The sequence below is a fragment of the Salipiger sp. genome (genome assembly GCF_059781815.1).
This window is the reverse complement of record NZ_JBYNAH010000087.1, coordinates 1-18,756: the sequence shown is the minus strand read 5'-3', so window position 1 is coordinate 18,756 and position 18,756 is coordinate 1. Positions and strand designations below refer to the sequence as shown.

General features: G+C 67.4%; 18 protein-coding genes. 6 read left to right on the top strand and 12 right to left on the bottom strand.

Annotated elements, in window-relative coordinates; translation table 11 throughout:
* From nqrF to AC6RA4_RS11950, 6 genes are all read right to left on the bottom strand, one after another.
* A partial coding sequence (gene nqrF / locus AC6RA4_RS11975; protein WP_500160555.1) for an NADH:ubiquinone reductase (Na(+)-transporting) subunit F occupies positions 1-1,172 on the bottom strand: 1,172 nt, incomplete at its 3' end.
* A 19-nt stretch (positions 1,173-1,191) separates the two neighbouring features.
* On the bottom strand, positions 1,192-1,800 hold the full coding sequence (gene nqrE, locus AC6RA4_RS11970; protein ID WP_500160553.1) for an NADH:ubiquinone reductase (Na(+)-transporting) subunit E: 609 nt from the start codon (positions 1,798-1,800) through the stop codon (positions 1,192-1,194).
* Positions 1,800-2,453 (bottom strand): NADH:ubiquinone reductase (Na(+)-transporting) subunit D, encoded by a 654-nt coding sequence (locus AC6RA4_RS11965; protein WP_500160551.1) that lies wholly within the window; start codon positions 2,451-2,453, stop codon positions 1,800-1,802. The genes nqrE and AC6RA4_RS11965 overlap by 1 nt, the downstream gene beginning before the upstream one ends.
* Positions 2,453-3,262 carry a Na(+)-translocating NADH-quinone reductase subunit C gene (locus AC6RA4_RS11960; protein WP_500160549.1) on the bottom strand — a complete coding sequence of 270 codons (810 nt, stop codon included), beginning with the start codon at positions 3,260-3,262 and terminating at the stop codon, positions 2,453-2,455. The genes AC6RA4_RS11965 and AC6RA4_RS11960 overlap by 1 nt, the downstream gene beginning before the upstream one ends.
* Entirely contained in the window at positions 3,255-4,454 is a 1,200-nt protein-coding gene (locus tag AC6RA4_RS11955; RefSeq protein WP_500160547.1) for an NADH:ubiquinone reductase (Na(+)-transporting) subunit B, read from the bottom strand. The genes AC6RA4_RS11960 and AC6RA4_RS11955 overlap by 8 nt, the downstream gene beginning before the upstream one ends.
* 4 nt (positions 4,455-4,458) lie before the next feature.
* A complete protein-coding gene (locus tag AC6RA4_RS11950) occupies positions 4,459-5,802 on the bottom strand; it encodes a Na(+)-translocating NADH-quinone reductase subunit A (protein ID WP_500160545.1) in 1,344 nt (447 codons plus the stop codon).
* 209 nt (positions 5,803-6,011) lie between these two features.
* Here AC6RA4_RS11950 and AC6RA4_RS11945 point away from each other — a divergent pair, with 209 nt between their 5' ends.
* Both AC6RA4_RS11945 and nqrM read left to right on the top strand, forming a co-directional pair.
* Positions 6,012-7,001 carry an FAD:protein FMN transferase gene (locus AC6RA4_RS11945; RefSeq protein ID WP_500160543.1) on the top strand — a complete coding sequence of 330 codons (990 nt, stop codon included), beginning with the start codon at positions 6,012-6,014 and terminating at the stop codon, positions 6,999-7,001.
* A 59-nt stretch (positions 7,002-7,060) separates the two neighbouring features.
* A complete protein-coding gene (nqrM, locus tag AC6RA4_RS11940; RefSeq protein WP_500160541.1) occupies positions 7,061-7,300 on the top strand; it encodes a (Na+)-NQR maturation NqrM in 240 nt (79 codons plus the stop codon).
* Between the two features lie 149 nt (positions 7,301-7,449).
* Here nqrM and AC6RA4_RS11935 read toward each other — a convergent pair whose 3' ends face one another.
* The gene (locus AC6RA4_RS11935; protein WP_500160539.1) at positions 7,450-7,632 is read right to left on the bottom strand and encodes a hypothetical protein; all 183 of its coding nucleotides are present in this window, start codon (positions 7,630-7,632) and stop codon (positions 7,450-7,452) included.
* 80 nt (positions 7,633-7,712) lie between these two features.
* Here AC6RA4_RS11935 and AC6RA4_RS11930 point away from each other — a divergent pair, with 80 nt between their 5' ends.
* From AC6RA4_RS11930 to AC6RA4_RS11915, 4 genes are all read left to right on the top strand, one after another.
* Positions 7,713-8,234, top strand: a complete 522-nt coding sequence (locus tag AC6RA4_RS11930) for a CBS domain-containing protein (RefSeq protein WP_500160537.1) — start codon at positions 7,713-7,715, stop codon at positions 8,232-8,234.
* A gap of 180 nt (positions 8,235-8,414) precedes the next feature.
* Complete coding sequence (locus AC6RA4_RS11925) at positions 8,415-8,585, top strand: hypothetical protein (protein WP_500160535.1); 171 nt, start codon at positions 8,415-8,417, stop codon at positions 8,583-8,585.
* 281 nt (positions 8,586-8,866) lie between these two features.
* Positions 8,867-10,384: a bifunctional AfsR/SARP family transcriptional regulator/alpha/beta hydrolase gene (locus tag AC6RA4_RS11920; RefSeq protein ID WP_500160533.1), complete on the top strand. Its 1,518-nt coding sequence runs from the start codon at positions 8,867-8,869 to the stop codon at positions 10,382-10,384.
* A 109-nt stretch (positions 10,385-10,493) separates the two neighbouring features.
* Positions 10,494-11,336: a M15 family metallopeptidase gene (locus tag AC6RA4_RS11915; protein WP_500160531.1), complete on the top strand. Its 843-nt coding sequence runs from the start codon at positions 10,494-10,496 to the stop codon at positions 11,334-11,336.
* A 79-nt stretch (positions 11,337-11,415) separates the two neighbouring features.
* Here AC6RA4_RS11915 and AC6RA4_RS11910 read toward each other — a convergent pair whose 3' ends face one another.
* The 5 genes from AC6RA4_RS11910 to tssL all read right to left on the bottom strand — a co-directional run.
* The gene (locus AC6RA4_RS11910) at positions 11,416-12,441 is read right to left on the bottom strand and encodes a hypothetical protein (RefSeq protein ID WP_500160530.1); all 1,026 of its coding nucleotides are present in this window, start codon (positions 12,439-12,441) and stop codon (positions 11,416-11,418) included.
* A gap of 5 nt (positions 12,442-12,446) precedes the next feature.
* On the bottom strand, positions 12,447-13,190 hold the full coding sequence (locus AC6RA4_RS11905; RefSeq protein ID WP_500160528.1) for a PP2C family protein-serine/threonine phosphatase: 744 nt from the start codon (positions 13,188-13,190) through the stop codon (positions 12,447-12,449).
* 1 nt (position 13,191) lies between these two features.
* A complete protein-coding gene (gene tagF / locus AC6RA4_RS11900; protein ID WP_500160526.1) occupies positions 13,192-13,875 on the bottom strand; it encodes a type VI secretion system-associated protein TagF in 684 nt (227 codons plus the stop codon).
* Entirely contained in the window at positions 13,872-17,447 is a 3,576-nt protein-coding gene (gene tssM, locus AC6RA4_RS11895; RefSeq protein WP_500160525.1) for a type VI secretion system membrane subunit TssM, read from the bottom strand. The genes tagF and tssM overlap by 4 nt, the downstream gene beginning before the upstream one ends.
* Positions 17,448-17,450: 3 nt before the next feature.
* Positions 17,451-18,756, bottom strand: a 1,306-nt coding sequence (gene tssL, locus AC6RA4_RS11890; protein ID WP_500160523.1) for a type VI secretion system protein TssL, long form, incomplete at its 5' end; no start/stop codon positions are given.

Here is an 18,756-nt window from a genome sequence, read left to right as displayed (position 1 = left end):
AGCAGCATGTTGATCACCGACTGGTTCATGATCGGCGGGCCGCACATGTAGAACTCGCAATCCTCGGGGGCGGGGTGGTTCTTGAGGTACTCCTCGTAGAGCACGTTGTGGATGAAGCCGGTGTAGCCCTTCCACTCGTCCTCGGGGAGGGCATCCGACAGCGCCACGTGCCATTCGAAGTTCGGGAACTCCGCCGCCAGCTCGTCGAAATCCTCGACGAAGAACATCTCGCGCTTGGAGCGGGCGCCGTACCAGAAGGTGATCTTGCGATCCTTGTTCTTCAGGCGCTTGAGCTGGTCGAAGATGTGGCTGCGCATCGGTGCCATGCCGGCACCGCCGCCGATGAAGACCATTTCCTTCTGGGTGTCGCGGGCGAAGAATTCGCCGAACGGGCCGGAAATGGTGACCTTGTCGCCGGGCTTGAGGTTGAAGATGTACGAAGACATCTGCCCCGGCGGGATGCCGGTCGAGCCCGGAGGCGGCGAGGCGACGCGGACGTTGAGCATGATCAGGCCCTTCTCGTCCGGGTAGTTCGCCATCGAGTAGGCGCGCTCGATCGGCTCGGTGACGGTCGATTCGTACTGCCACAGATTGAACTTGTCCCAATCCGGGCGGTACTCCTCGGCGATGTCGAACTCCTTGTAGGAGAGCTTGTGCGCGGGCGCCTCGATCTGGATGTAGCCACCGGCGCGGAAGTTGACGTCCTCGCCCTCGGGCAGCTCGAGCACGAGGTTCTTGATGAAGGTCGCGACGTTGTCGTTGGAACGCACGGTGCATTCCCACTTCTTGACGCCGAAGACCTCTTCGGGGACCTCGATCTCCATGTCCTGCTTGACCGCGACCTGACAGGACAGGCGGTCGCCGCAGGCGGCCTCGCGCTTGGTGATGTGCGACTCTTCGGTGGGCAGGATCGACCCGCCGCCCGAAAGCACCTTCACCCGGCACTGCGCGCAGGTGCCGCCGCCGCCGCAGGCGGAGGGGACAAAGAGCTTCTGGGCCGCCAGCGTCTGCAGCAGCTTGCCGCCCGCCGGGACCGAGATGGTCTTTTCGTGGTTGATGGTGATGTTGACGTTGCCCGACGACACCAGGCGCGAGCGCGCGGCGATGATGATGGCCACCAGCGCGATCACGATCAGGGTGAAGAGGACGACGCCCAGGCTGAAAGTAAGCATTGCTCGTGTGTCCTCCGGCTCAGAGTTTCACGCCGCTGAACGACATGAAGGCAAGCGCCATCAGGCCAGCGGTGATGAAGGTGATGCCCAGACCCTGCAGCCCGTCGGGGATGTCGGAGTACTTGAGCTTTTCGCGCACGCCGGCCATGGCGGTGATCGCCAGCGCCCAGCCGAAGCCCGAGGAGACGCCGTAGGTCAGCGCTTCGGGGAAGTCGTAGGCGCGCTCGACCATGAACAGCGACCCGCCGAGGATGGCGCAGTTCACCGTGATCAGCGGCAGGAAGACACCCAGCGCGTTGTAGAGCGGCGGGAAGTACTTATCGAGCACCATCTCGAGGATCTGCACCAGCGCGGCGATCACCCCGATATAGGAGATCAGGCCAAGGAAGGTGAGATCGACGTCCGGGAACCCGGCCCAGGCCAGCGCACCGGGCGCCAGCAGGTAGGTCAGGATCAGGTTGTTCGCCGGGACGGTGATGGCCTGCACGATCATCACCGAGATGCCGAGACCCATCGCGGTCGAGATCTTCTTCGACACGGCGATGAAGGTACACATGCCGAGGAAGAACGACAGTGCAAGGTTCTCGACGAAAACCGCCTTTACGGCGAGGGAGATGAGACCTTCCATCAGTGCGCCTCCACCGACTGGATCTTGTATTCACGCTCTTCGGCCTGCTTCGGCTTCCAGGTGCGGATGCCCCAGATCAGAAGGCCGATGACGAAGAACGCCGAGGGCGGCAGCAGCAGCAGGCCGTTCGGCACGTACCAGCCACCGTTGTTCACCGTCTCGAAGATGGTGATGCCGAACAGCGAGCCCGAGCCGAACAGCTCGCGGATCACGCCGACGGTCATCAGGATGACGCCGTAGCCAAGCCCGTTGCCGACGCCGTCCACGAAGCTCGCCACGGGCGGGTTGCTCATGGCGAAGGCCTCGGCGCGGCCCATCACGATGCAGTTGGTGATGATCAGGCCGACAAAGACCGACAGGGTCTTCGAGATCTCGTAGGCATAGGCCTTGAGGACCTGGTCGACGAGGATCACGAGGCTGGCGATGATCACCATCTGCACGATGATCCGGATCGAGCTCGGGATCTGGTTGCGCAGCATCGAGATAAACATCGACGAGAAGCCCGTCACCAGCGTCACCGCGATGGCCATCACGAAGGCCACCTTGAGCGACGAGGTCACCGCGAGGGCCGAGCAGATGCCCAGAACCTGCAGCGTGATCGGGTTGTTGTCGATCAACGGATCGACAAGTTGCGATTTGCGTGTCTGAGCCATCAGATCTCTCCTGCCTTAAGCCGCTCGAGGAACGGGGCGTAGCCCTGCTCACCCATCCAGAAGCGGACAAGGTTGTCGACGCCGCGCGAGGTCAGGGTCGCCCCTGCCAGCGCGTCGATATAGTAGTCGCGGCCCGCTGCCGGGGGCGTCTTGGCGACGGTGATCTGCAGCGTGCCGTCTTCGTCCCGCAGCTTCTTGCCGTTCCAGAGCGCCTTCCAGCGCGGGTTGTCGACCTCGGCGCCAAGGCCGGGGGTCTCGCCGTGCTGGTAGAATTGCAGGCCGTAAATGTCGTTGCCGTTCTCTTCCAGAGCGATGAAGCCGTAGAGGGTCGACCACAGGCCATAGCCTTCGATCGGCAGGATCACCTTGTCGATGCCGCCATCCTCGGCCCGCAGGATATAGATCATGCGGTAAGCCTGCATCGCGCCGCCGAGACCCGCCGGGTCTTCGTCGAGGGCGCGGATGATCGCCGGGTCGCCCTTGGCGGCCAGTTCGTCGAAGGTGTCGATCTCGAACTGGTCGGTGAACGCGCCGGTCGAGAGGTCGAGCACGTGCGGCTCCATTGCCTCGAATGCCTCGGCCACGTCGATGCCCGGCTCGTAGACGCCGGCCACCTGCAGCACGTTGGTCTGCTTGTCGCGCAGGCTGTTGGCCTGCTGCACCGGGCGCAGCGACACCGCCGCGGCGGACACGATCATCGAGGCCACGAGGCAGAGCACCACCGCCACGACCACCGTCTTCACGACGGAGTCGTTCGGCATGTCGAGAAAGCGGCGGATAAAGCCCTTGTTCTCAGTCGCTTCAGGCATTGCGCTTGGCCCTCCGTTTGATGTTGGCCTGAACGACGAAGTAGTCGATCAGCGGCGCAAAGACGTTGCCGAACAGGATCGCGAGCATCATGCCTTCCGGGAAGGCCGGGTTGATGACGCGGATCATCACCACCATGAAGCCGATCAGCGCGCCATAGATCCAGCGGCCGGTATTGGTGTGGCTGGCCGAGACCGGCTCGGTCACCATGAAGACGAGGCCGAAGGCGTAGCCGCCGATCACCAGGTGCCAGTACCACGGCATCGCGAACATCGGGTTGGTGTCGGAGCCGATGACATTCAGCAGCGACGAGAACGCGATCATCCCGAGCAGGCAGCCCGCAACCAGCCGCCAGTTGGCGATCTTGGTCACCAGCAGGAAGGCGAGGCCGATCAGACAGGCGATGGTCGAGGTCTCGCCAAGGCAGCCCTGGATCGTGCCGATGAAGGCGTCCATCCAGCTGATGCCGCGCTCGGGCAGGGCGGCGTAGCCGTCCGATGCGCCCACGGCGAGCGGGGTCGCGCCCGAGAAGCCGTCGACCGGGGTCCAGACCGTGTCACCGGACATCTGCGCCGGGTAGGCGAAGTAGAGGAAGGCACGGCCGACCAGTGCGGGGTTGAGGAAGTTCTTGCCGGTGCCGCCGAACACTTCCTTGCCGATCACCACGCCGAAGATGATGCCGAGCGCGACCTGCCACAGCGGCGCCGAGGCCGGCATGATCAGGGTGTAGAGCATCGAGGTCACGAGGAAGCCCTCGTTCACCTCGTGGCCGCGCACCACCGCAAAGACCACCTCGAAGATGCCGCCGGCAACCAGCGTGACGATGTAGATCGGCAGGAAATACAGCAGCCCGTGCAGCATGTTGGCCAGCGGGTTGGCCGGGTTGAAGCCGATGCCCAGCGTCTCGATGATCCACGCGCGCCAGCCCGAGGCGCCGTATTCGGCGATCGCGAGGTTGGTCTGCAGGCCGGTGTTGTAGAGGCCGAACAGGATGCACGGGATCGTCGCCAGCACCACGTAGGTCATGATCCGCTTCATATCGATGTAGGAGCGGGCATGGGGGGCGACGGTGGTCACCGTCTTGGGCGTGTAGACGAGACTCTCCACCATCTCGTAGATGGAGTAGTACTTCTCGAACCGGCCGCCCTTGTGGAAGTGCGGCTCGATCCGGTCGAAGAGATTGCGAAGACCCACGGCCTTACCCCTCCTTCTCGATCTTGGTGAGGCTGTCGCGCAGGGCGAGGCCATATTCATACTTGGCCGGGCAGGCGAAGCCGCAGAGCGCGAGGTCTTCCTCGTCGAGCTCCAGCGCGCCAAGCGCCTGCGCCGTGTCGGTGTCCATGACCAGCAGCGCGCGCAGCAGCTGCGTGGGCAGGAAATCCTGCGGCATCAGCTCTTCGAAGGTGCCTAGCGGCACCATGGCACGGCGGCCGCCGTTGAGGTTCGAGGTCAGCGCGTAGAGTTTCTTGCTGAAGGCCGAACCCAGCACCGGCTGGTAGGCGTATTTCGACGGCATCGGAAGGATCCAGCCGAGCGTGTTCTGCTCGCGGTCTTCCTTGATCAGCGTGATCTGGCGCGCGTAGCGACCGAGATAGCAGGTCGGGCCTTCGCCCATGCGGCCGCTCAGGATCGAGCCCGAGATCACCCGCACCGGCAGCTTGGTCTGCAGGTCGTCATGGCAGAGATCGGCCATCGAGGCACCGGCAACGGTGCGCACCAGCCGCGGCTTGCGGCAGAGCGGGCCCGAGAGCGCGATGGTGCGCGACATGTCGAGCTTGCCGGTGTCGAGCAGTTTCCCGATCGCGATGACGTCGTGATAGCCGATGGTCCAGACGATCTTGCTTGCCGAGGGCGGCTCGAGGAAGTGCATGTGGGTGCCGGCGAGGCCTGCCGGATGCGGCCCGGAGAAGCCCGCCACGAAGACGCCCGGCATACCGGCGCCCGGCACGTCGCTGTCGGCGTCCTGGCACAGGTAGACATGGCCCTCGGTCAGCATGGTCATCGCCTGCAGGCCGTGGGTGAAGGCCTTGGTGTCCTCGGCGATGATTGCCGCGGCGTCGCCGCTCAGCGGCTCGCTGTCCATCGCGGTGACGTAGATCGCCGCCGGACGGGTCTCGGGCTCGGGAACCTTGGAATAGGGACGGGTGCGGAACGAGGTCCAGAGGCCGGCGGCGCAGAGCCGCTCCACCACGCCCTCGGGCGTGTGCGGATCCCCGACGCCGGAAAAGTCCACCGGCTCGGCGGCGCTGGGATCGATCTCGATCTCGACGCTGATCAGCTTGCGGCGGGCGCCGCGGTTGATCGCCTTGATTCGACCGGAAACCGGCGAGGTGACCTGAACCGTGGGGGTGTCCTTATGCGCCAGAATGGGCGCACCGGCAGCCACGAGATCGCCTTCCTGGACCGCGAGGCGCGGCTTCAGACCGATGTAATCGTCTCCGAGGATGGCGACTGTTCGGACCGTGGGAGCATCTTGGATCCCACCTTCGGGTGCCCCCAGTACCGGGACATCCAGACCTTTCTTTAACGTATATCGCTGCACGTTGTTTCGTCCTGTCCATTTTTGCCGGTCTTATGCGCTGCCGAGCCGGATTTTGGAAGTTCTTCGGAGGCGATTCTCCAATTTATTGTTGAACTGCCCCGGAACTTCGCTCAGAAGCCCATCATCTCATCGTCGTACATGAAGCAGCCTTCAGCGGAGATATCCCCGTGACCAAGCCCCTCCTCCTTTCTCGCCGTAGCCTCCTTGCAATGCCTCTCGCCCTGGCAGCCTGCAAGAAGGGATGGTCGATCCTCGAACTGACCGGGCTGACCATGGGCACCAGCTACTCCATCGTCGCGGTCGACCATTCCCGTCAGATCGACAAGGCCGAGCTCAAGGCAGCCGTCGAGAAGAAACTTGCCACGGTGAACACCCAGATGTCCAACTGGGATAGCGCTTCCGAGATCTCGCGCTTCAACGCGACCGGCGCGACCGACCATTTCGGCGTCTCGCACGAGCTTGCCCACGTGATGCAGGCCGCGCAGGAGGTGAACACCGCCAGCGACGGTCGCTTCGACGTCACCGTCGGCCCGCTGATCGACCTCTGGGGCTTCGGCGCAAACGGCACCCGCAACGACGAGCCCTCCGACCAAGAGATCGCCGAGGCGCAGGCCTGCTGCGGCCAGACCGACTCGATCCGCGTCGGTAACGGCGCGCTGCAGAAGCTGCGCCCCGAGGCCGAGGTCTACCTTTCGGCCATCGGCAAGGGCTTCGGCGTCGACCAGGTCGCCAGCGCGCTGGCCGAGTTCGGCCTCACCGATTACATGGTCGAGATCGGTGGTGATCTCTACACCGCCGGCCGCAACCCCGATGGCCAGCCCTGGCAGATCGGCATCGAATCGCCGGAAGCCTTCGATCGCGGCGTGATGAAGGTCGTCGGCCTGTCGGATCACGGCATGGCGACCTCGGGCGATTACCGCAACTTCTTCGAGAAGGACGGCAAGCGCTACTCGCACATCATCGACGCCACCACCGGCCGCCCGGTCACCCACGCTACCGCCTCGGTGACCGTGATGACCGAGAACGCCATGCTGGCCGACGCCTGGGCCACCGCGCTGCTGGTGCTGGGCACCGAGCGCGGCCTCGAGATCGCAAATGATCGTGATATGGCGGTGCTCTTCGTTGATCGCGCCGGCAAGGCGGGCGACAAGGGCTTCGCCACCACGGCCAGCACGCGCTTCGAGGCGCTGCAGGCCTGAGCCTGAAGGCGGCCCCCGGGCCGCCGCCTCACAGCTGATACTGAAAGGGTCGGTCCGACGTGTCGACGTTCCTTCTCGCCTTTGGTCTTCTGATGATCGTGATGCTGGGCATGGCGCTTGGCGTCATCCTCAACGGGCGCACCATCAAGGGGAGCTGCGGCGGCCTGAACGCGATCGCCGACGCGGATCACTGCGTGGTCTGCAAGCAGGAGATCGACCCCAACAGCCCGCTGCGCGACCGTCTGCACTGCCCCAAGGCGCGCAAGATGCTCGAAGAGATGGAGCGCGAGCGGGCCTGAGGGGTCAGGACGGCTGCACGTTGCTTTCGGACGGATCGGATGCCCTCGCACGCTGCTGCGAGGGTTTTTTCATTCCCGGAACTCGCGCTCGCCGCCAAGCCGGCGACACCGCGTCTTGCACGGGGGCGCGTCAACAGGCCTGCGAGGCCTCAGCCCTCCGACATCGGCAGCAGTCCGAGCGCCAGAAGCAGCACCGCAGCCACCGTTCCGAACAGCCACAGCTGCCAGCGCGGGCCCTCTGCCTTCCAGACGGTCCGGTAGCGATAGCCCGCGAGACAGGCGATCACGAACAGCGCGGTGGCGCTGGCGGGCGTGAGCGAAAGCTCGGGCAATCTGCAACCTCTCTGAAACAAGCGCGTTTACAGATGCGCTGATTGCACTAACCTGAAAGAGGATCAAGGGAGGTCACGCCATGCCTGCATCATACAAGCCCCACACCGTCGGCGACGACGAGCACGAACGCACGATGAGCCAGACCGTCGACACGAACCTGTCCGCCGCCGAGGCGACGGTGCGCCACGTGCTTGGCGACAAGGGCGACGAGGTGTTCTGGATCCAGCCGCAGGAGACCATCGGCAAGGCGGTCGAGGTCCTGCGCGACAAGCGCATCGGCGCGATTCTCGTGAAGGATCCGCAGGGCGCGCTGGTCGGCATCCTGTCGGAGCGCGACATCGTGCGCCGTCTCGCCGACACGCCGGGCCGGACCCTGCCGCAGAAGGTCGAGGAGCTGATGACCCCCAAGGTCGAGAGCTGCAGCCCCGACGACTCCCTCGTTGTGGTGCTTCGGCGGATGAACGACGGCCGCTTCCGCCACATGCCGGTGATGGAAGAGGGCGCGCTGGTGGGCCTGATCTCCATCGGGGACGTGGTCAACTACCGGCTGACGGCGCTGGAATACGAGGCGCTGAAGCTCAAGCAACTCATCGTCGGCTGACACTCCGGCCCGACCGGAGCGAGCCCCGCTTTCATCCCCGGTTCCGCCAGGCGCGGAGCCGGGGATTTTTGCTGCAACGCAGCGCGATCGCGAAAACGAAAATTGCAAGCCGAACCGGCAAGATGCGGCATTGTGTCACGAGGAATCCATGCTACCGTTCTTCCCAGGGAGGAACTCAACATGATGCTTTTTATCGTCGGCCTCGGAATCGGCCTTTTGATCGCGTCCCCGTTCATCGCGCTTGCGCTCGGAGCGGGGTTTCTCACACGCAAAACGGTGAATGAACTGGCCGAGATCGAAAGCGATCCGTACCCGATGAACGTTGTCGCGTTCCGGCCCGGGCGCGCCTGACGATCTTCCTCGGGCATCCGTTTTCCAGGGGGCCTGCCTGACCTGACCGGTCGGCTGGCCCTTTCTCGTGTCGATACGATGCCGAATCGGTCGCAAGGTTTGCAGTCGCCGGGCCGGGGCGCGGGTTCCGAGTGCTTCTGATACTGCCTGAAAAACAATCATAGCGGTATCATTCCGCGACGAAACTATCGCCAAAGACACTTGACATTCCACCGTATAGATCGCTCAGAATATCCGAGAATTTCACTCTCTTTTCCGGGCACTCAGGCGGGGTCGGCAGGTTGCAGCAGCAGGCAGAGGATGTCGGCGGAGCGCTCAGTATCTCGCTTCTGGGCGAGCTTCGGGTGTTTCGCGGCAACGAAGAGCTGGCGCTTCCGGCCTCCCGCAAGGCACGGGCGCTGCTCGCCTTCCTGATCGCCACCGGTCGGCCGCATCGGCGCGAACGCCTGTGCGAGCTTTTCTGGGATCTGCCCGACGATCCGCGCGCCGCGCTGCGCTGGTCGCTGACCAAGCTGCGCAAGGTGATCGACGATCCCGACCGGACCCGCATCGTTGCCGACCGCGAGCGCGTCGCCATCGATACCGAGGGTCTGCGGCTCGACATCCGGGCGATGCGCGAAGAGATCGCCTCGGGGCTCGACGCGCTGCCGCTCGACGCGCTCGAGGCCATGGCGCGCCGGCTCGACGAGGTCCTGCTCGACGGGCTCGACGGCGCAGGGGGAGAGGCCTTTGCCGACTGGCTCAGCGCCGAGCGCGCCGACGCCGAGGGGGTACGCATCGAGGTGCTGCGACATCTCGCCAGCCATCCCGCGAATCCGCCCGCCATCGCCGAGAAGTGGCGCCGCCTCTGGTTCGCTGCCGATCCCTCCGCCGCGCGTGATGCGCCGGAGCCGGCGACACGGCGCGAGACCTCCGCGCCGGTCGGCCAGCCGCCCCGCATCCTGAGCGGGCTCAGGGCGCAGAAGATCGGCTTTTGCGACGTGGCCGACGGCACCACCATCGCCTATGCCACCGTGGGCAACGGCCCGCCGCTGCTCAAGGCGGCGAACTGGCTGACGCATCTGGAATTCGACTGGACCAGCCCGATCTGGGGCGAATGCTTTGCCGATATCGCCCGCGAGCGCAGCTTCATCCGCTATGACGAGCGCGGCTGCGGCCTGTCGGACTGGGACACCGACGATCTCAGCTTCGATGCCTTCGTCGAGGATCTCGAGGCGGTGGCCGACCGGCTCGAGCTCGAGCGGTTTCCGCTTCTGGGCATCTCGCAGGGCGCGGCGGTTTCGATCGAATATGCCGCGCGCCACCCCGAGCGTGTCTCGGGGCTGATCCTGTTCGGAGGCTACGCCGCCGGCTGGCGCCACACCACCACCGATGACGAGAAGGCGCGGCGCGAGGCGGTCCGCGATCTGACCCGGGTCGGCTGGGGCACCGACAACCCGGCCTACCGGCACATTTTCTCGCAGACCTTCATGCCGGGCGTCTCCCCCGATGACCTCGCCTGGTTCGACGAGTTCCAGCGCCTCACCACCTCGCCCGAGAACGCCGCGCGCTTTCAGGACGCCTTTGGCGATATCGACGTGCGCCACCGGCTTGGAGAGGTGAAGGCGCCAACCTTGGTGCTGCACTCGACCGGCGACCAGCGCATCCCGGTGAGCGACGGGCGCTACATCGCGCGCAGCATCCCCGGCGCGCATTTCGTGCCGCTCGACAGCCGAAACCACGTGCTGGTGGGCTACGAGCCGGCGTGGCAGACCTGCATGGAATCGATCCGCGACTTCCTGACCGAGTACGGCATCTGAGCCACGCGCCTGCCTTTCCGACCCTCCGAGACACGCCGCGCTGAACCTTTCGCGCCGCAGCGGGCACCTACGGGCATCACCCGTCCCCTGTCTCAGAGAGGTTCGCCCCATGCGCTTCTTCGGTGCCCTGCTGATCGCCCTCGCCATCGCCGCCGCGCCGTTCTCGTGGCGCTATGCCCAGACCCTGATCCCCGCGCCCGAGCCTGATGCGCCGGAACCCGCGCCGGCCAGCGCCGAGGCCGCCCCGGCGGCGCTCGAGGAGGAGGTGGCGTTCCTGTCGGATCAGCTCGCGCGGCTGAGCCAGCGGGTCGATGCGCTCGACAGTCGAACCTCGCTCAACCTCGCCAGCGTGGCGCGCCCGCTCGAGCCGCGGGCGGAGATCCCCGAGGCCACGGATTCGCTCAAGGACGCCTTCGCGCAGGTGGTGCTGATCGCCGACCGGCGCTCGGCCAATGACGGGCTGAGCCATGCCACGCCCTCCTTCCTGCGCGAGCTCATCGGCCTGCCGCGCCCGGATCTCACCGACAACTGCCAATCCGCCACCAACCCCAAGCTGCGCGACCTGCTCTCGACCGAGGATGTCGGCCCGATCCGCGCCACCATGGTGCGCCCGGCGCTGGTCTCGATCCGGCAGGTCTTTGCCAATGTGCAGGTCTTCGAGCCCGAGCTCTACGACCGCATCAAGACCGCCGGCTCGCTCTGCGTGCGCCGCATCCGGGGCGCCCAGAGCGCCGCCTCGGCCCATGCCTACGGGCTGGCGGTCGACATCAACATCGACGGCGTGCTCGACAGCCTCGCCGACGGCAAGACCCAGCTCGGGCTGATCCTGCTGGCGGATTTCTTCAAGAAGGAGGGCTGGATCTGGGGCGCGGGCTTTGGGCGCGAGGACTCGATGCATTTCGAGGTCAGCCGCGACAAGCTCGAGCAATGGCGGCGGCTGGGAGAGATCTGAGCCGTCCCGCCACCGCGCGGCCTTCCTGTCCCGGGGCCGCGCGGTGTTTCCCGTGAAGCACGTGCCCGGCGCTCTGCCCTCACGAACAGGGGCAGAGCGAACACATGTCGAAGGGCTCCATGTCGAGCGCAAACTGCAGCGAGCCATGAAGCGCCAGCGCCACGTTGAGGAAGGGCGCGATGGCGAGCCGCGGCGGCGAGAACGAGGCCAGTGCCCCAAGCGCGGTGCTGCTTGCCGCCGATTCTCCCAGCTTGAAATCCTCGAAGGCGGGGAGCAGCGCGAGCTTGTTGGCCAGCGTCAGCGCGCCCAGCGGCAGCCCCATCCTGAAGCTCGCCCAGAGCCGCAGCATCGCCTGGATGCGCGACAGCGTGTTGGCCGAAAAGCCGTCGGGACCGAAGGCGGCTTCGATGGTGGCCAGCGCCTCGAGCACCATGGCGAGCTTTTGCAGCAGCGGCATCGGGATGATCAGGCTGGGCGGCGAGAGGCTGGCCAGCCCGTGCAACTTGTTCTGCAGCCCCGAGACCGAGCCCGGCTCGCCCAGAGATGGCAGATCGAACGCCGCGTTCATCGCCATAAGTTGCGGCAGGCCGCCCATCAGCTGCGCCATGCGGAACTGAGGCCGCGAGAGGGCGAGGCTGAAGCTGTCGAAATAGGGGGTGGGCGGCGGCTCCATGGCGTGGAACGGATCGAGCCCCAGCTCCTGAAGGTCGAGCACCAGCCGCGCCACGAGAGAATAGGCGATGAGCGGCTGGATCTTGAGCTGGGTCAGCCAGCCGAGCCGCGGCCAGACGTTGCGCGCGATGCTCTCGCCCGCCTGCTGCATCTGCAGCTCGAGCTGCGGCAGGTCGTCGAAGGCGAAGGTGCCGGTCATCAGCGACAGCATCATCGCGATGTTCACCAGCCCGCCGCCGCCGAAGTCGAGATTGGGTATCGTCATCGGGGCCATCTCGGCGGCGATCTGCAGGTCGAGCCGGTTTTCCGGATCGAGCGCCGGCAGCGCGGCGGCGAGTTTCAGCGACAGCGGGATCGGCGGCAGGATCGGGATCGCTCCGACCTGAAAGCGGTTGCGCGCGGCGCTGACGGGGATTTCGCAGAAGCAGGGCACCGGTCTCAGACCTCCACCACGATGAGCGACACGTTGTCGGCGCCGCCGCCGTCGAGCGCCAGCTGCATCAGCGCCTCGCCCGCCGCCGCGACGGGCGGACCGTCGAGCTGGCGGCGCAGGTCGGGGGCGCGGGCGTATTTCGTGAGCCCGTCCGAGCACAGCAGGAAGCGGTCGCCGGGACGCACCTCGCCGCGGCGCTTGTCGATCTCGAGCGCCTCGCCCACGCCCACGGCGCGGGTGATCTGGTTGGCATGGGGGTGGGCCTCGGCCTCGTCCCAGTCGAGATAGCCGCGCTCGACCAGCTCGCCCACCACCGAGTGATCGGCGCTGATCATCTCGAGCGCGCCGTCGCGCAGCCGGTAGAGACGGCTGTCCCCGGCCCAGAGGCACATGAAATGCGCCTCGGCGATGACCAGCACCACCACGGTGGCGCCGATCGTCACGTTGCCGCGCCGGGCGACCTCGGCGCGGATCTCGGCATGGGCGCCGTGCAGGGCGCGCCGCGCCTCCTTCGGGATCTGCGCCGGAGCAAGATCGGCGGGAAGCGCCGCGAAGGCGGCGGTGACGGTCTGGCTGGCATAGTCCCCGGCGGCGTGGCCGCCCATGCCGTCCGACACCACCCAGAGTCCAAGCTCGGGGCGCGCGAGAATGGCGTCCTCGTTCACCTTTCGCACGAGGCCGGTATGGCTCAGCGCGCAGTGGCGGCGGGCATCGAAGGTGCGGGCACGGGCCCCGGTCGTCTGGGTCATCTCAGCTCACAGTCTTTGTTGGCGGGCGTTGGCCCCACGCGGGCGCATCGAGATCGAAGATCGTGGCGGCAAGCTCCGGTCCTTCGGGCAGGTCGGGCACAAGCAGGAGGCGGGTCTGGCCCGCGTGTTCGGTCATCCACAGTCCCACCGGGTCGGTGGCGGCGAGTGCGGCGAGCGCGGTGGAGGCATCGCCTGGCATCGCCAGAGCGATGGCGTCTCCGGCCCGCAAGGCGCGGGGCGAGGTGGTCAGGCATGGCGCGGGCAGTTCGGCCAGCGCCTCGGCAAGGCGGCTTGGCGCGGCGTCGTCCTCGAGCATCGCCAGCGCCGCGTCTTCGAGCCGGGCAAAGACCGGCTCCAGCGCGCGAAACGCCTGCCAGGCGCTGCCCTCGACCTCGCGCACGAGGCAGAGCGGGAACTGCCGCCCCACCCGGTCGACGCTGGGCATCATGATCCCGGCGCAGGCCGAGGCTCCGAGCGGGCCGGCGGAGACCGCGAAGCGCCAGATCGGCGCCCCGAGATAGGCCTCGTGCCAGCGCGCTCCCAGCGCCTCGCGCCCCGCCAGCATCAGCGCCTGCATCCGCGCGTCCCACGCGCTGACAAAGCCCGGCGTGAGACCCGCGCGCAGGAAATCGCCCCGGCACGGCGCCTTGCCGTAATAGCCATATGCGCCGGTCCGCCCGATCACAGCGAGGCCGGGCAGGAGAAGCTCGCCAGCGCCGAGACGGTGAACGGGTTCAGCGCCGATCCCGCGCGCAGCTGGAAGATCGCGATGCGGCCGCCGAGGTTGAAGATCACCCGGTTGCGGTCGGAGACGTTGGTGCGGCGCAGCTCGGCTGTGTCGAGCAGGCGGAACCACGCCCACGGGCCGTCGCGCTGGATGGCGTTCTCGCGGTCGGGGCTGTTCGGGGCAAAGCTCACCCGGGTGCGGCCGCCCCGTCCGGGCCATGTCATCGGCGTGACCTGCGGGGGGCCGTGGGCATAGATCAGGCTCTCGCCCTCGACCTCGAGCGTCACCCGCTCGACATTGGGATCGAGCGCCACCGGCGTCACGTCGAAGGTGATCGAAGGCTGGCCGGGGGCGAGGAAGAAGCTGTCCTGGATCTCGGAGGCGCGCTGGAACTGCGCCACCACCGCTTCCGAGATGCCCACGTCGACGCCATTCACGCGCTTCAGCCGCCACGGGTTGGTGGTCTGGTCGACGAAAGGCGCGAGGTTCTCTTCAAAGAACGTATCGATGAGCCCCTGCGGCGCGAAGAGCCGGGAGAAGTCCTGCAGCGTCACGTCGGCCTGCGCCTGCCGCGCGAACGGGTAGCGGCCCTCGATGGTCTGCCGGCAGACCGGGAGCACCTGCGATTGCCACTTGGCGTTGAGCTCGGCCCGCGCCCCGCCGACGGCAGCGCCCGACGAGCCCTCGACCACCTGCGAGGCCCAGCGTTGCAGCGGGTTCGGCAGCCGCGCGAGCCCCGCCTGAAGCGCGGCGGCGGCACCGGCACCCTGGCCCGCGATGGCCGTCCCGGTGCTCTGGCCCAGCGACAGGCGGTTGAGATCGCCGAACACCGCGTTCATCTGGGCGATCACCTCGTCGAGCTGCGACGGCGCGCCCTCGAAGCTGGCGGTGAGATCGTGCAGCGGGCGGAAGCGGTCCTCGACGAACTGGCCGGGGCTGCGCGCTTCGCCGTTCTCCTGTGGCGCCACCGAAGCCAGCGCCTCGGCGATGGCGGAGCCCTGCGAATTGAGCGCCGAAAGCACCTCGCCTTCGACAAACCCCAGAGCCGCGCCGGTGGCATCCTCGGCAAGCCGGGCGCTCTCGGGCAGCTCGGTGAGTCTTGTCTCGTCGGAGACCGCCTCGAGGATGTTGCGGATCGGCGAGGCGGGGCCGGAGAGGATGTTGATCACCTCCGTCGCCTGTCCGAGGCTCTCCATCGGCAGGATGTCGAGATCGCCCAGAAGCTGGTCGTAGCGGGTGACGTAGTCGTTCTCGTAAAGCGCCAGCACATCGCGGCCCAGTCGGTCGAGCACCGCCGGTGTCACCTCTTCGGCGCGGTCGCCGAGCACGAGGTTCTCGAACCGGGCGCGCTCGGTCACCTGCGTCAGCTCGGGCAGCACGTAGCTGTAGAAGCCGTCGCGGGTGAACACCCCCTCGACCCCGGCGCTGAGCGGCTTGCCCGAGGGGCGCAGGATCACCCGCGACACTGCCGGCCCGCCCACATCGGTGATGCGGAACTGGTCGAGCGCACGGGCGGCAGGGGCGCTGATTATGCTCTGGTAGAGGCGCTCAGCCAGCGGGGTCTCGGCCAGGAGGCCCTGGATCTGCTCGACCAGCGGGCCGTTGAGCGCGATCTCCTGCATCGGCTGGGCCAGCATCGCGGTGAGATGGACCATCAGGTCCTCTTGCAGCGCCGGATCGTTCGGGAAGGCGAGCCCCCAGTCGATCTCCATCCACTGGGTGACGGTGTCTTCGTCCATCTGCCCCTGCAGGCCCAGCATCAGGTAGACCTTGAGCGCCTCGAAGAGCAGCTCGGGGTCGTTGAGGCTGGCCTGCATCTGGGTCTCGAGCCGGAACAGCAGGCGCGGCAGCAGCAGCGTGTTGAGCGCGCCGCGATAGCTCTGGGCGCTCTCGGTGCCGATGGCGTCGCCCTGGTAGAGCCCGAAGGTCAGCTCCACCGGCGGCTCGGGATCGCTGGCCGAGGGGTTGCCCGGCAGCTCGCGCAGGATGTTGAGCGCCGGCACGACCGACGGCAGGTCGGCATCGCCAACCCGGTCGCGCGGGATGTCGGCGGTGAGGGCGCGGAAGCTGCCGATCTGGGTGCTGGCCTCCGCGATGAGCTGGCGGTTGCCAAGGAAGCTGTTCGACAGCACCGCGGCGGTGCCGCCGAAGAGCAGCACGCTCGCCGCCACCGCCCCGCCGCGCACCCAGCGATAGCGCCGCTCGACCGCGTCATCGGCCGAGACCAGCCCGGACTCGCGGAAGATCACGCCGCTCAGCAGCCGGGTCAGGAAGAAACTGCGGCCCTGTCCCTTGCCGGTGCCGATGGCCTGGCGGCCGATGCCGAAGGTGCGCGCCATGCCCATCATCAGCCGGTCGATCGGCGTGCCTTCCTGCGTGCCGGAGGTGAAATAGACCCCGCGCAAGAGCTGGCCGTCTTCAAAGCGGCTCTCCTGGAAGATGTCGCCGAGAAAGTTCTCGGCCACGCCGCGCAGCGAGGTGACCTGCGAGGGGAAGCCCGCGATCAGGCTGCGGCGCTGGTAATCGGTCTCGGCCTGCATGCGCTCGAGGCTGCGGTTGGAAAGCTGCGCCAGCAGCCCGTCGAACTCGGCCCCGAAGCCCGCCATCGGATCACCCGCGGCGCCCTTCTGCTGCGGCAGGGTGAAGCCCCAGACCTGCGCGCGCTCCTCGCTGCCGAGATTGTCGAAATACTCCTGAAATCCGGCGATCAGGTCGGCCTTGGTGAACAGCACGTAGACCGGAAACCGCACGCCCAGCCGCTCGCGCAGCTCGCGCAGGCGGGTGCGCACCGCTTTCGCGTGGGCGCGGCGCTCCTGCTCGTCCTGCAACGACAGGTCCGAGAGGCTGATCGCCACGATGGCGCCGTTGATCGGCTGGCGGCGGCGGTGCTTCTTGAGCATGTCGAGAAAGCCGCCCCAGGCCTGGCTGTCGGCCTCGGCATCGCTGTCCTGCGTGGTGTAGCGCCCGGCGGTGTCGAGCAGCACCGCCTCGTTGGTGAACCACCAGTCGCAGTTGCGGGTGCCGCCGATGCCGCCGATGGCGCCCTTGCCGAGATGGTCGGCGAGCGGGAACTTCAGCCCGGAATTGACGATGGCGGTGGTCTTGCCGGCGCCCGGCGGGCCGATCACGATATACCACGGCAGCTGGTAGAGATGGCGCGAGCCGAAGCGCCCGCCAAGCTTGGACTTGCGCAGCATGCCGAGCGCCTCGCCCATGCGCCCGCGCAGCTCGGCCAGCTCGGCCTCGACGGCGGCATCGCGGGCATCGCTGGCGGCGGCGCTGTCGGTGATCGCCTCGGTCATCGCCTGCTCGCGGGCGCGGCGGCGCAGCAGCATGATCAGGATTGAGATGATGGTGGCGGCGGCGATGCCCGCCAGCGCGATGAGCCGGTTCGATGGCCGGTCGAAGGGCCGCACATTGCCGATCGAGACCAGCGGGCCGAGATACCAGGTGGCGGCGGCCAGCGCGAGGCTGAACAGGATCAGAACGCCGATCGGGCTGAAGATCTTGGAGAGAATTCTGCGGGTCATGGGTCAGCCTGCCTTCACGAGAATGACTTCGATGCGACGGTTCTTGGCGCGCCCTTCGGGGGTGTCGTTGGGGGCGATGGGCTCGCGGTCGGCGCGGCCTTCGGCGCTGATCCGCGTGCTGTCGACCAGCGTCTGCGAGATCCGGTTCATCACGAATTGCGCCCGCGCCAGCGACAGCGCGAGGTTCGAGGGGAAGCGCGCCGTGTTGATCGGGATGTTGTCGGAATGGCCGGCAACGATGATCTGCCCGCCTTCCTCGTTGAGCGCGCTGGCAACTCGGTCCACCACCTCGGCAAAGCGCGGCTCGAGCGTATCCGAGGCGGGGGCGAACATGTTGGCCCCCGAGATCTGCACGGTGAGCGTGTTGCCGGCGCTCTCCACCGTCACCAGCCCCTCGTCGATCTCGGGCTGCAGGAAGGCCGAGACGGTCTCGACCGTCTCCACCTCGCGCGGGGCGGGCGGCGCCGGGGGCGGCGGCGGAGCGGGTCGGTCGAGCGCCACCGGCCCGGCGACGTCGAGTGCGGCGATCTGGCCGCGCAGCGCCTCGGTCGAGCCGTTGAGCGCAAAGGAGAACCCGGCAAAGGCGGCGCAGACCCCGAAGAGCGTGAGGCCGCCCGCCAGCCAGACCGGCGTCCAGGCCGAGAGCAGCCGGTGCGCCACCTCGACGCCGCGCCAGCGCGGCGAGAGATCGCGCTCGGCCTCGCCGCGATGGCTGCGGATCAGCCGCGCCAGCCCGTCGCGGATGGCGAGATGCTTCTCGGCGCCGCGCGGCTCGACCCGGAGCCGGCCCTCGAAGCCGAGGCTGAGGCACATGTAGAGAAACTCCAGCAGGTCGCGATTGGCGGCGGGGGCCGCCTCGAGCCGCGACAGCAGGTCATAGAACCGGTCGCCGCCATGGGTCTCCTTGTGAAAGGTGCCGACCATGCTGCGCTGGGCCCAGACGCTGCGCCCGCCCCAGGGCGTGTTGAGCACCACGTCGTCGATGGTGGCGCAGATGGCATAGCGCGCCACCCGCACGGTCTGCGCCGGCACCCCGGCCTTGAGGGCGGCGTCCTCGAAGCTGCGGATCTCGGCGATGACGCTCTCGCGCAGCGCCGCCGGGTCCGAGTGCTGCGCCCGGTTGCGGATCCGCGCCACCAGCGAGAACAGCGTCGAGGCGGCGGCGTTGAGCGGGTTCATCCCCGTTGCCGCGGCGCCCACCGCCACGGCAGGCGGCTGCGGCACCGCGGCAAGCGTTGGGTGGTGTGGCGCTGGCGTTGCGGCGGGCATCGGCGGCGGGGCCGGCGGCATCTCGGCCTGCGCGCCCTGC